General features: G+C 72.1%; 9 protein-coding genes. 2 read left to right on the top strand and 7 right to left on the bottom strand.

The window, feature by feature from the left end; translation table 11 throughout:
- Window positions 1-50: 50 nt before the first annotated feature.
- The 7 genes from G446_RS0100760 to G446_RS15120 form a co-directional block, all read right to left on the bottom strand.
- On the bottom strand, window positions 51-656 hold the full coding sequence (locus G446_RS0100760; protein ID WP_026408682.1) for a hypothetical protein: 606 nt from the start codon (window positions 654-656) through the stop codon (window positions 51-53).
- A gap of 36 nt (window positions 657-692) precedes the next feature.
- Window positions 693-905, bottom strand: a complete 213-nt coding sequence (locus G446_RS0100755; protein ID WP_026408681.1) for a hypothetical protein — start codon at window positions 903-905, stop codon at window positions 693-695.
- Between the two features lie 198 nt (window positions 906-1,103).
- A complete protein-coding gene (locus tag G446_RS0100750; RefSeq protein WP_026408680.1) occupies window positions 1,104-1,712 on the bottom strand; it encodes a hypothetical protein in 609 nt (202 codons plus the stop codon).
- 36 nt (window positions 1,713-1,748) lie between these two features.
- Entirely contained in the window at window positions 1,749-2,054 is a 306-nt protein-coding gene (locus G446_RS0100745; protein ID WP_156916458.1) for a hypothetical protein, read from the bottom strand.
- A 32-nt stretch (window positions 2,055-2,086) separates the two neighbouring features.
- On the bottom strand, window positions 2,087-7,780 hold the full coding sequence (locus G446_RS0100740) for a DUF6531 domain-containing protein (RefSeq protein ID WP_156916457.1): 5,694 nt from the start codon (window positions 7,778-7,780) through the stop codon (window positions 2,087-2,089).
- 119 nt (window positions 7,781-7,899) lie between these two features.
- On the bottom strand, window positions 7,900-8,733 hold the full coding sequence (locus G446_RS0100735; RefSeq protein ID WP_026408677.1) for an aldo/keto reductase: 834 nt from the start codon (window positions 8,731-8,733) through the stop codon (window positions 7,900-7,902).
- Window positions 8,734-8,742: 9 nt separating this feature from the next.
- A complete protein-coding gene (locus G446_RS15120; protein WP_051285511.1) occupies window positions 8,743-9,813 on the bottom strand; it encodes a DNA adenine methylase in 1,071 nt (356 codons plus the stop codon).
- 218 nt (window positions 9,814-10,031) lie between these two features.
- On the opposite strand from G446_RS15120, the gene G446_RS0100725 reads away from it, so the two are divergent.
- Window positions 10,032-11,819: a glycoside hydrolase family 2 protein gene (locus tag G446_RS0100725; RefSeq protein ID WP_026408676.1), complete on the top strand. Its 1,788-nt coding sequence runs from the start codon at window positions 10,032-10,034 to the stop codon at window positions 11,817-11,819.
- Window positions 11,820-11,888: 69 nt separating this feature from the next.
- Window positions 11,889-13,103 carry an ROK family transcriptional regulator gene (locus G446_RS0100720; protein WP_026408675.1) on the top strand — a complete coding sequence of 405 codons (1,215 nt, stop codon included), beginning with the start codon at window positions 11,889-11,891 and terminating at the stop codon, window positions 13,101-13,103.
- Window positions 13,104-13,132: the final 29 nt, after the last annotated feature.

Here is a 13,132-nt window from a genome sequence, read left to right as displayed (position 1 = left end):
GGAATGCCCTTCCGTGTGGACCTCGGGGTTTGTCTGCGTTGAGGGCGGGTCTACTCGCGGGTCTGCTGCTGGCGGCGGATACGGGCCAGGTACTCGTCCTGTCTCGCGCGCTGTGTCGCGACGATTGCGGGCAGGACCTCGGTGAGTCTGCGGGAGGCGGGCGAGGCCAGGCAGGAGTCGAAGGTCGGGTGCCGGCCGGCTTTGAGGCCTGCGATGACGCGCAGCTGCTCCTGGCGCTCCGGGTCCCACAACTCGCTCTCGTCATCGAGCTCATCCCTGAACTCGTCCGCGAGCCCCAGCGCGGCCACTGAGCAGTCCAGAGCCCGTTTGACCCCGCCTCCCGCCAGGACGTGCAGGGTCTCGAAGGGAAGTTCCAGGACGCGCATGACGTAGTAGTCCAGCAGGTAGGAGTCGTCGCAGTCGGCCTCCGGGAACGCCCGGACGCGCCGCTCGAACTCCTCGGCCTCCCGGGCGCTCACCTTCCGGCCCGCGCACGCCCACAGGTCCCTGACCAGGTCGTCGTAGTCCCGCGGGCCGCTGCGCGTGGCGAAGGCCGCGAACATGGGCGAGAACCTCGCCGAGCACGCCAGGCACGCCTCCGCCAGGCCGTCCCCGGACAGGCCCTCGAAATCATCCGCGGTGAGGTAGTCTCTCATTACTGGAACACTCCTTCGGTGTCTTCCTCGTATTCTTCAATGGCCCAGTCCGGGGATCTGGAACATGCGGTAGGGGGTCTTGTCAGCGCGCCCGGCGAATTCCCGTCCCGTCAGTTCCAGTCCATGCGCCGCGATGCGCGGTGCGCACGTCTCCCGGCAGACGTTGCGGGACGTCCCACCGGCGATGACCCTCCAGGTGTACTTGTCCTTCCGCCCGTCCACACGGGCCAACTCCCCCAGACCATCCACACCCAGCTTGTGAACGGAGGACCCCCACGAACCAGTCGCGACGACCCGCCCCTCGTGGACCCGCAATAGTTATCACTAAGGCATCCGTGATGACCCACGGGAATGGATCATCGCCGTGTCGCATCCGGGGAGTTCTCCCAGACGCCCCGGAATGCCCTTCCGTGTGGACCTCGGGGTTTGTCTGCGTTGAGGGCGGGTCTACTCGCGGGTCTGCTGCTGGCGGCGGATACGGGCCAGGTACTCATCCTGCTCCGCGCGCTGTGTCGCGACGATTCCGGGCAGGACCTCGGCGAGTCTGCGGGAGGCGGGCGAGGCCAGGCAGGAGTCGAAGGTCGGGCGCTCGCCAGCCCTGAGACCGGCGATGACGCGCAGCTGCTCCTGGCGCTCGGCGTCCCACAGCTCGTTCTCGTCATCGAGCTCCTCCCTGAACTCGCCCAAAACCTCCAGTGCGGACTCCGAGCAGTCCAGGGCCTGTTTGACCCCGCCTCCCGCCAGGACGTGCAGGGCCTCGAAGGGGAGATCGAGAACGAGCATGGCGTAGAAGTCCAGCAGGTAGGGGTCGTCGCAGTCGGCCTCCGGGAACGCCTCGATGCGCCGCTCGAACTCCTCGGCCTCCCGGGCGCTCACCTCCCGGCCCGCGCACGCCCACAGGTCCCTGACCAGGTCGTCGTAGTCCCGCGGGCCGCTGCGCGTGGCGAAGGCCGCGAACATGGGCGACAGCCTTGCCGAACAAGCCAGGCACGCCTCCGCCAGGCCGTCCCCGGACAGGCCCTCGAAATCATCCGCGGTGAGATAGTCTTCTACCATTGCTGGAACACTCCTTCGGTGTCTTCCTCGTCTTCTTCAATGACCCAGTCCGGGGATCTGGAACATGCGGTAGGGGGTCTTGTCCGCACGCCCTCGGAATTCCCGTCCCGTCAGCTCCAGTCCATGCCCTGTGACGCGCGGTGCGCACGTCTCCCGGCAGACGTTGCGGGACGTCCCACCGGCGATGACCCTCCAGGTGTACTTGTCCTCATCGAGATGCCTGAGGATCGTTTCCTCGGCGTGACCTTTTCCTTTAACGAATTCCTCCATGCCTTTCCGCAGCATATCTCTCATCGGTTTCTCCGAGTACTTCCTGTTGGTTGCCACGAATGTGGTGATCACGGTTTTACCATCGATCTCAGCCTGTGCTTGTATCACGGCTGTGGTACCCATCTGCGCGGACCGACCGCCTCTGGCGTCGTTGAGTTGTTGTGCGCGTTGTTGGAGTCGGCGTGCGAGTTCGGAGCATTCGTTGTGGACGGCGATGAAGGCGGTGCCGGCGCGCACGTAGTAGGCCTGGAGGCCGTCGACCTCGAGACTGTACACCCGTCGGGTGCGGCCGGTGGGGCGGCGGCGGTGACCTCGACGGTCCTCCCGTCGGGGGTGAGCAGGCGGTCCCCGGCCCTCAGGCGGCCGGCGGGGGTCCAACCGCGGTCCTCGACCCAGAAGGGGTGGGTGGCGGTGGTCTCGACCGCCCCGCCGTCGTCGGTGCGCACCCGCAGGACGGGGACGTCGTCGTGGGAGGCGGTGGCGGTCACCGTCCGCGCCAGGGCCTCCCCGGTGATCGGGTCGCAGGCGGCGACCCGATCACCGGCCGCCACGTCCTCGATGGGCCGGACGGTCCCGTCGGCCATGAGCACGCCGGTGCCCGCGGCGAAGCAGGCGGCCCCGTGGCACCATTCCGCGGCCTCCTGCGCCGCCCGGTCGCCCGCACTCTCGACGGCCTCGCGGCCCACGGCCCCCAGTTCGCGCTCGCCCGCGCTGCGCGCGGCGGCCTCGACGGCCTCGCGGGTACCGGCCTCCAGGGCCTCGCGCCCGACCTGCTCGGCGGCCTCGCGGCCCGCCGCGGCGGCGCCCCCGCCGGGGAAGGGGATCGCCCCGATCGCGGCCTCCCTGCCCACCGCGCCCCAGTCGACCGACCCCTTGCCGTGCTTCTGCTCGGCGATGCTGATGCCCCCCGACACCAGCGCCCCCGACACGGACATCAGGGCCAGGCCGGCCGGCCCGCCCACGCCCGTGAACATCAGGGCCACCCCGGCCACGATGGCCGCGCCCGCCACGAGGTACTCCCAGTTGTCGGCCACCCACGCCCCGGCCGCCGCCAGACCCGTCTTGTGGGAGTCCTTCCAGGAGGCGAGCTCGGCGTCGGTCAGCGGATGGCGCCCCGAGGGGTCGCTCATCCCCACCGGGTTGTTGCCCGCGTAGGAGTACGGATTGCCCGCCCAGCCCGCGCCCGCCGTCGCCTCCAGCGGATCGCGCGACAGGAACCCGCGCGTACCCCGGTCGTACACGCGCGCCCCCAACCACTCCAGACCACCGGGCAGCCCCAATTCGCCGCCGGCGCCCCACGACACCCCGCCACCGGGGCCGTCGGGACCGTCCGCCCCGCCGGGCCCGCCCCACGGGTCCGCACCTTGCGACCGGGCGTCGCGCCAACCCGCCGCCCGCCACCCGTCGCCGACCGCCGTGAACCCGGGCACACCCACCGCACTGCTGCCGCCCACGCCCAGCAGACCCGGAACCGCCGAGGCGCTGTCCCAGTCCAGGCGCGCACCGTCGACGGCCGCCAACTCGCCCAGCGCATCGGTCAGCAGCGACACGCGCCGCTTCTCCAGCGCGCCGTCAATGCTCACCGACTCCAGTCTCGCCAGCGCACCCCAGGCGAAGACGCGCACACCGCCGTCGGCGCGCTCCTCGCGCACCCTGCGCCCGGCCGCATCGTAGACGAATCGCGTCTCCACCGCGCCGCCGCCACCGGCGGACACCAACTGCCCGGCCGCATCGTAGACCAGAGCCCGCCGGCGCGTCCCGCCGGCGCCGTCATCGACGATCTCCTCCACCAGGCGGCCGGCGTCGTCGTAGACATAGGTGGAGGCGATCCCGTCCACCACCGCGCCCACGAGCTGGTTCGCCCCGTCGTAGGCGTAATCGGTGTGGGAGCCGTCCTGAGACGTCCACGTCACCCGACCGGCCTCATCACGGCCCACGCTCGTGTGGGAGATGCCGCCGCCCGCCAGATCGCGCACCAGGTACTCGGTGACGAACCCGTCGCCGCGCACCCACTCCTGGCGCACGTCCCCGGCGGTCGCCGACACCATCCGCCCCGACGCGTCGTGCTCGTACACCACCCGCCCGAACGCCGAATTCTCCACCCGGACGAGGCGGCCGGCCCCGTCGTAGGCGTAGTCGGTGACTGCCCCGTCGGGGGCCCTCATCCACACCCGGCGCCCATCGCCGTCATAGCCCCATTCCACCGTGCGCCCGTCACTGCTGCGCGACACCAGGCGGCCGGCCCCGTCCCAGCGCACCGTCATGGTGTGTCCGCCGGCCTGCGTGATGCGCATCGTCCGGGCGGCGAAGTCCCGCTCCACGCGGTGGTGCTCGACCCCGTCGTAACTCATCGCCGCGAACCAGCCGTTCGCGTCGTACTCCCAGTCGGTCACGTGACCGGCGGCGTCCCGCTGGGACACCTGGCGTCCGGCGGCGTCGTAGCGCGCCGTCGTCTCGCGCCCCAGGGGATCGACCAACCGCACCACATCGCCGCGAGCGTCGCGCTCGTAGCGCGTCACCCCGCCCAACGGATCGATGACCGCCACCAGAACACCCATGGAGTCGTACTCGTAGCGCGTGACCGCACCCGTGCCGGCGACCGCCTCAACCAGATTCCCGACCTCGTTATAGCGGAAACGACGGCGCCCGCACGCCGGATCCACCAGCACCACGACGCGGCCGGACAGGTCCCGCTCATAACAGGTCGTGCCGTACCCGGGCACGTGCTTGGCCGCCACGCGGCCGCACGGATCGTAACGGAACCAACTCGCCTCGCCCGTCGGCCAGATCTCGCGCACCAGCAGCGAATCGGCGTTGTACTCGAACCGGCTCGCCCCGCCCGCCGCGTCGATCACCGCCGACAGGCGACCGCACTCATCCCACTCGTAGCGGGTCTCCTCGCCCGAGGGCCGCACCAGGCGAACAACCTTGCCCGCCGGATCACGCTCCAGCACGGTGGATCCGCCCTCGGCGTCCACGTACTCCACCGGGCGCCCGCACAGATCGTAGCGAGTCACCCGATCGGCGCCGTCATCACCGGTGACGGCCGTGATACGACCCAGCGCGTCCGTTGTCACCGCGCTCGTCGCGGCGCCGTCGGTGAGGGTGCGCCGCATGCCGTGCGCGGAAACGCCCTGCTCGCGGCGCACCCCGGTCGGATCCACCGTCGCCGTGAGGCGGCCGACGACGTCGTACTCATTGCGCCACACCGCATTCGCAGGGTCCTTCACCGCGACCAGGCGCGACAGGGCGTCATAGGTGTACGCCCACGACGTGCCGTCCGGCATGACGGTCTCGGCGAGGTTGCCCACGTCATCCCACCGGTTGCGCAGCCGCTCGCCCAGGGGATCGACGTACTCGGTCTGCTCCCCGTGCTCCCCGTACTCGCAGGTCTTGCGATGCCCGGCCGGGTCGATCTCGGCGCACGGTCGTCCGCCGGGGGTGTGCTCCCACCGCCAGGTCGCCCCGTCGGGGTCGCGGCGCGAGACGAGGTTGCCGGCGGCGTCGTAGCGGTACTGGGTGCGCCGGCCCGACGGTGTGATGGACGCGGTGATCCGCCCGGCTCCGTCGCGCTCCAGGCGGGCGGTGTCGCCGACCGCGTTGGTGACCGAGGTCAGCTCGCCGTGCTCGTCGTACGACAACCTCACGATTACGCCCGTGGGATCCTCCAAGCGGGTCAGGAGCCCGTCCTCCCAGTTCAGACGGGTGATCCCGCCCTCGGGATCGGTGATCGTCGAGGGATTGCGATCCGCCCCCCGGTAGCCGTAGCGGACCACCGACTCCGGATCCGCCTGCGCCCCGGCGTCTCCGTCCTCCCCCTCCGACGGCGCCGGCGTGACATGCACCTCGACCAGACGATCGAGTTCGTCCCATGCACTGGTGGTCCGGACCCCCGTGGGGGCGAGCTCGGTGACCAGTCGTCCGCGCTCGTCGTACTGGTTGATGGTGCGTCCGCCGTCGCGGCCGGTGATCATGACCCGGTTGCCCCACCGGTCCCAGCCGATGGACTGGCGGTTGCCTGCGGCGTCGATCATGCCGGTCAGGCGGCCGCGGGCGTCGTGGACCCACACATTGGCCCGGGAGCCATCGGCGTCGGCGACCTGGGTGACGCCCCCGGGCAGGTAGGAGTAGTGGGACACCCGCCCGAACGCGGAGCGCTGGCGGACCACCCGCCCGGCCTCATCGTAGGCGTTGTCCGCCTCCACCACCCCGTCGGCGTCCATGACCCGCTCGATGCGCCCCGATTCCTCGCCCCACTCGTAGCGGCGCGCGCCCCCGCCGCTGCGAGTGACCCCCACCAGGCGGCCGGAGGAGTCGTAGGAGAAGTCCGCCCGCCGCCCGTCCCGGGCCACCAGGGCCACGATCCGCGACCCGGCCCCGTCCCAGACCACGTCCACGCCCCGGCCCCGCTCATGGGCCAGCCCCGCCAGGCGGCCGGAGGAGTCGTAGGAGCGCTCCACGCGCGTGCCCGCCCCCCGCGACCACCACGCCGGCCGCCCTGCGACGTCGAAGCACCACCGGCCGCCCTCATTGTCCGACACCACGAAACCACCCGCGCCGCGGGCGCCGGCGGCGGTGCTGTCGTCGCCGCCGGCGGAGGCCGTGTCGTCGGCACCGGTGTCGTCGGCGTCGAGAGCCTCCAGCCACAGGTTCTCGCCCACCGCGCGCCCCCAGCCGGCCCCGGCGCGGGGGAAGACGACGTGGCGGCCGGTGGCGCGCACCCAGGTGGCGCCCTCGTCGTCGACCACCAGGCGCTCATCGGCGGTGGAGGACCAGCCGGGCCCGAACGCCCCCGCCCCCGGCGCGTCGTCCGAGCCGTGGGAGGACGACACCGAGTTGTACACGCGTTCGAACTCCAGGGAGGCCCCCGCCCCGGTGAAGACCAGGTCCGCCTCGGGTTCGACGAAGTTGCCGGTGGTGGTGTTGACCGGGTCGTCGGCGTACCCCGACGTCTGGGGGTCGCCCATGATCTGGGGGGAGGCCACGTCCAGTGGCTTGCGGTTCTCGGCGACCCCGGCGGCCTCCAGGCACGCGGCGATGGCCTCGTCCGAGACCGTGGAGATGCCCCCGTCCCCGCCGCCGGCGGCCTCGAAGGCGTCGGCCACCGTGTTCACCCAGGCGGCCTCGCCGGTGTTGTTGGAGGTGAACGAGGTCAGGGCGGCGGTGATGCCCGAGGCGTCGATCGTGCACCAGGCGCAGGCGGTGGCGAAGTCGGAGATCGCCCCGTCCAGGGTCCCCTTCTGGGTCACCACCGTGTCGTTGGCGCCGCTGATATTGGTGGCGTAGGTGCGCAGGTCCTGCGGGCACGCGGAGCTGACCGACCCGCTCGCGGCGGGCGCCGGCTCACTCCACGAGGAGGTGACCGGCTCGTGGGGCTGGGGCAGGGGCACCTGGTCCGGGCCCGGCGGGGCCTGGTCCTGACTGGTCAGCCAGTCCCACCCCTTCTTCAGGAACGTCTCGTGGTCCTGCCGGTCGGCCCACTCCTTGGCCTGGGCGCGCCGGCTCTTCTCGGCCGCGGCGGCGGTCTTCAGTGCCTGGACCTCGGACACCAGGTCGTTCAGGGCCGACGATATATTCGTGCAATCCGTCGACCCGGCCTTGGAATTGGTGTCGAAGACCTCCGCGTAATGGCCCTCGAAATCAGTCGACGCCGTCGTCGCCCAACTGGTGCGATCCGACCCCTGAGTCGTCAACGTGCTCGACAGGGTCTGCGCCGCCGAGATCAGACGATCCGCCGTCGCGTCATCGAACACCACGGCCTCGTCGTAGGCACCCAATTTATCGGAGTACTCAGCCACAATCGGCTCCCAGGAACGCAGGGACATTCAGGACAACGGGAAAAGCGGCGGCGCAACCGCCCCCCTCCCGGGCAGCCCGACCCTGCACCCCACCCGGCGGCGCACGCAACGAGGCGGGCTCACATCTCCTCGTAGGTCTCCGGGTCCTGGCCGGCGAGGCGGCCGTCGGGGCGGCCCAGCGAGGTGATGGCCCCGACCTCGGCGGGGCTGAGGAGCACCGCCTGCGAGGCCAGGTTCTCCTCTTGGCGGTGGGGGTTGGCGGACTTCGGAATGGGGGTGACGCCCCGCGCCACGTGCCAGGCGAGCACCGCCTGCGCGGCCGTGATGGCGTGCGCCGCGGCGACGTCGACGATGACCGCCTCGGCCAGCAGGTTCGAGTCCCGCCCGAGCGGGCTCCACGCCTCCGTGGCGATACCGCGCTCGGCGTCGTAGGCGATGAGCCCGGTGTTGGGGAAGCGCGGGTGGCTCTCGATCTGGTTGACCGCCGGCAGCACCCCGGTGGCCGCCTCCAGCCGCTCGATGTGCCCGGGCAGGAAATTCGAGACCCCGATGGCGCGCACGAGCCCGCGCTCGCGCGCCTCGATGAGCGCCCGCCAGGTGTCCACGTACTTGTCCTGGAGCGGGTTGGGCCAGTGGATGAGGTAGAGGTCGATGGGGCCGATGACGCGCATGCGGGCCGCCGACTCCTCGATCGCGGCCAGCGCCGGCTCGTAGCCGAAGTGACGCCCGGGGATCTTGGAGGTGACGATGAGGTCCTCGCGCGCGGCGGCCCCCTCGTCGACGGCGCGCGCGACGCCGTCGGCCACGCTCGCCTCGTTCTCGTAGGAGAAGGCCGAGTCGATGAGGCGGTAGCCGTTGCGGATCGCCGAGGTGACGGCATCGGCCCCGGACCGGCCGCGCAGGGCGTAGGTGCCGAACCCGATGGGGGGCAGAGTCAGGGTGATGTCACTCATAGTCAGACCCTACGCCGTCGAGCGCGTCCCGGCCCGCCGGGCCCGCTCGCTCATGCGCGCGATCCGCTCCGGCTCCCCCGCCAGCAGCACGTACTCCGTGTTGCGGGTGTGGCTGATCCTCCCCACCTTCTGCCCCGAGGCGTTGAAGACGCCGATGCGCGCGCCGTTGTAGCGGGCCGAGTCGAAGGCGAGGACCTCGACCGACCGCCCGCGCTGCCCGCACATGGCCATCAGGTCCTCGAGCGGGACGAAGCCCTCGTCGGAGAAGGACAGGACCAGGACCTCGGCCCTGACCCGCGCGATGAGCCCCGCCAGGGCCCGGGGCATCTCGCGCCGGCGGTTGAACACGCTCTTGGTGGCCTGGTCGCGGGCGTCGACCCGCTTGCAGGCCACGCCGTAGTGCTCCGGGGCGTCCCAGCGCACGAGGGTCTCCCACACGTGGTAGTTGGTGAAGTAGCGGTGCTGGTTGTAGGGCGGGTCGAGGTAGGCCAGGTCCACGGGCTCCAGCTCGTCGACGATCTTCGTGGCGTCGGCGCGCAGGGCCCGGCCCCGCCCCGGGGTGAGCACCGGGGCCCTGAGCACCAGCGGCTTGTAGGAGCGCGGCGCCCACGTCTTGAGGTAGGACATCTGTATGCCCACGGTGGAGTCGACGGCGTCGGCCGCCTCCAGCAGGCTGGTGAGCAGGATCGGGTGGAGCCAGGTGCCCGCGTAGTCGGCCTCGATGGCCTGGCGGATCGCGTCGATGCGCATGCCGTTGGCGGGCTGGAAGTAGCGGCTGTCCTCGCAGAAGGTCCGCGTGACGTAGCCGCGGCGCCCGGGCAGGGCGTTCAGGCGCGCCAGGGCCTCGGCGATGGCCCCGTGGTCCGCGGCGTCGGCGTCGGCCTCGACGTAGGTGCGCGCCAGCGCCTCGGAGTAGGTGGCGATGTCGACGGCGGTGGTGCGCAGGCCGCGGCGGCACATCTCCTGGGCGACGCGGGTGGTCCCCGTGAACAGGTCCAGGGCGGTGCGCGCCCGCGAGGCGGCGAAGATCTCCCCCAGGACCGGCACGAGGACCCGCTTGGATCCCAGGTACTTGATCAAGGGCCCTCCTCACCTTCGAATGCCCCCTCGCCCGGGCCCGCGGCGAGTCTACCGGGGCCGGCGCGATCCGCCGGGAGCGTCCGGCGCCGCGTCGAGGGGGTTCTTCGCCGCGGCGCCGGGACTCGGGCGGACGCGCGCCGGATGGCGGTGTAGAACGGTTCGCAGACGAGGGGCCGGGCGGACGCCGCGGCCCGGCCGGGCACGAGAGCGAGGATCGCATGGAGGCCGACCGGCTGTGCACACCCTGGGGGCGGGATCTGCCGCGCATCCCCCTGCCCGAGCACCCCGACCCCATGATGGAGCGCGCCCGGTGGGAGAGCCTCAACGGGTGGTGGCAGTGCGCGATCGTCCCGGCCGGCTCCCCCGGGCCCGCGCCCGGCCAGTGGCGGCCCGTCCTCGTGCCCTTCGCCGTGGAGACGCCCGCCTCCGGCGTCGCCCGCCCCCTGCTGCCCGACGAGCGCCTCCACTACCGCCGCCCCGTCCCCATCCCGCCCGCGTGGAGGGGGGAGCGGATCCGCATCCACTTCTGCGCCGTGGACCACGAGTGCGAGGTCATGATCGACGGGCGCCCCGCCGCGCGCCACACGGGCGGCTACCTGCCCTTCCACGTCGATGTGGCCGACACGGACCGCGACGCCGTCGAGCTGGGCCTCGAGGTCGCCGACCCGACCGACACCCGCGACATCCAGCGGGGCAAGCAGTCCCTGAACCCCCGGACCATCTGGTACACGGCCACCTCGGGCATCTGGGGCAGCGTGTGGATGGAGCCGCTGCCCCGCACGGCGATCGAGGCGGTGGACATCCGGTCCGAGCCGGACCTGACGGGGTTCCGTCTGCGGGTGGGCGTCGAGGGCGACGGGCGCGGACCCCTCGAGGTCGAGGTCGATCTGCCCGACGGCGGGCGCCTGCGCGCCGCGGGCACCACGGGCGCCTGGAACCGCGTGGACATCCCCGACCCGCTGCCCTGGTCCCCCGACTCCCCCGCCCTGTACCGCTTCACGATCCGCGCGGGCGGGGACGAGGTGCGCACGTGGTCGGCCCTGCGCACCGTGGCGCTCTCCGCCGCGAGCGCGGGCGGGCCCGGCCGGTGCGTGCTGCTCAATGGGGAGCCCGTCCTCGTCAACGCCCCCCTGTCCCAGGGCTACTGGCCGGAGTCGGGCATGACTCCCCCTGACGAGGCGGCGCTCCTGCACGATCTGACCACGCTCAGGCGCATGGGGTTCAACGCCGTGCGCGTTCACGTCAAGGTCGAGTCCCGCCGCTTCTACCACCTGTGCGACCGGCTCGGTCTCATGGTGGTTCAGGACATGGTCTCGGGAGGCGTGCCGCCCCTGGGGATCCGGGCCTCGGGGGCCGTGCAGGCGCTGGGGCTGACGCTCCCGGACCGTTGGGCCGTCTTCCGCCGTTGGACGGGGCGGGGCGGGGCCGCGGGGCGCGGGCGGTTCGTGCGCGAGCTGGCGGGCGTGATCCGCCACTTGCGCGGCCATCCGTGCATTGTCGTGTGGGTGCCCTTCAACGAGGGCTGGGGGCAGTTCGACGCCCGGGGCGCGGAGCGGTTCGTGCGCCGCGCGGATCCGACTCGTCTGGTCGACGCCGCCTCGGGCTGGTTCGATCAGGGCGGCGGGGACTTCCGCAGTCGGCACCGCTACGTGCTGCGGCTGGTCGCGCCGCCCCGGGGCGATGGGCGGGCCTTCTACCTGTCGGAGTTCGGGGGTCTGAATCTGGTCGTCGAGGGGCGCGCCTGGCCCGGGGCTCCCTTCGGCTACCGCTTCCTGGGGGATCGGGGGGCTCTGGCGCGGGCGATGACGGAGCTCTACCGCGGTCAGCTGGTGCCGCTGGTCGCCGGGGGTCTGGCGGCCTGCACCTATACGCAGGTCAGTGATGTCGAGCGCGAGAGCAATGGGCTGATGACCTATGACCGGGTGGTCGTCAAGGTCGATCCGGCGCTCATGGCTCGGCTCAACCGGGAGCTGGAGGGGGCCTTCGCCCGCGTCCGCCGCGCGTAGCCGCGGCGCCCGCCCTTATGGTGTAGGGGTGCGCCCCGTGCGGTGCGGGATGCGCAGGAGGGCGGTTCGATGAGGGCGGGCACCAGTCTGACGGGTCTGGGCAGGTACAACGAGAACGTCGTCATTCACGCCTTCCGCCGTCTGGGTGCTTCCAGTCAGCGGGATGTGGCCGCTTCGACGGGGCTGTCGGTGCAGACGGTGTCGGCGATCGTGCGCGGTCTTCAGGGGCGGGGTCTGCTGGCCGAGGTGGGGACCAGGGTCAATGGCAGGGGGCGTCCGCGCACGATCCTGGATATCGTCGCCTCCGCGCGCATCGCCGTGGGGGTGCACGTCGATCCCTCCCTGATCACCGTTGTGGCGCTGGATCTGGGCGGTGAGGTGAGGGCGTCGGCCTCGTCGACCGATGTGGATGTCGATGATCCGCGTTCGGCGATGGTGAAGATCGCCGCGATGGTGCGCCGGCTCATTCGGGACGGCTCGGTGGATGAGCGCCGGCTGGTCGGCGCCTGCCTGGCGCTGCCGGGGCCGGTGGATCCGGCGACCGGGGCGCCCGACAGCGCGGTGTGGCTGCCCGGGTGGGCCAGGGTGCCCCTGGGCGGGATCCTGGGCGAGCAGCTGCGGATGCCCGTGCCGGTGGTCAAGGACACGCTGGCGGCGGTGATCGGGGAGAATTGGGTGCGGGCCGGGGAGTCGCTGGATTCGACGATGGTGTTCGTCTACGTGGGGACGGGGACGGGGCTGGGGTTGTCGGTCAACGGCGATCCGGTGCGCGGGTTCTCGGGCAATAGCGGGGAGGTGGGGGCGATGATGACGGCCCTGGGCCCCAACGCCCCCGGCGAGCCCCCGGGGATGGCCAATGATCCCGCCGTTCTGGTGGAGCGGGCCCATGCTCTGGGGATTCAGCCCGGGCCCCTGCCGTCGCGTTCGGACTTCGTGGCCCTGGAGCGGCGCTTCGCGGAGCTGTGCTCGTTGGCGGGGGGCGGGGATGAGCGCGCGGATCGGCTGCTGGGAGGGGCGGCGGAGCGGATGGCCGAGCTGGTCATGATGGCGACCGAGCTGCTCGACGCCGACATGGTGGTGTTCGGCGGCCCGTACTGGCGTTTGCTGGAGCCGTGGTACGCGCCCGCGGCCAGGCGGGCGGTGCGGCGCCCCTCGGCCCGGGGGCCGCACCCGGTGACGGTGGTGTCCACGGCCATGGGTGAGAACGTCGGCGCGATCGGGGCCGCCTCGGTGGTGCACGACAGCCTCTACGTGCCGCGCGCGCCCCTCTCGGCCGGTCGCTGAGCGGGGCGGGGAGGGCCGACCGGGGGCGG

The sequence above is a fragment of the Actinomyces dentalis DSM 19115 genome (assembly GCF_000429225.1).
Lineage (GTDB): Bacteria > Actinomycetota > Actinomycetes > Actinomycetales > Actinomycetaceae > Actinomyces > Actinomyces dentalis.
This window is presented reverse-complemented; position numbering and strand designations above follow the sequence as displayed.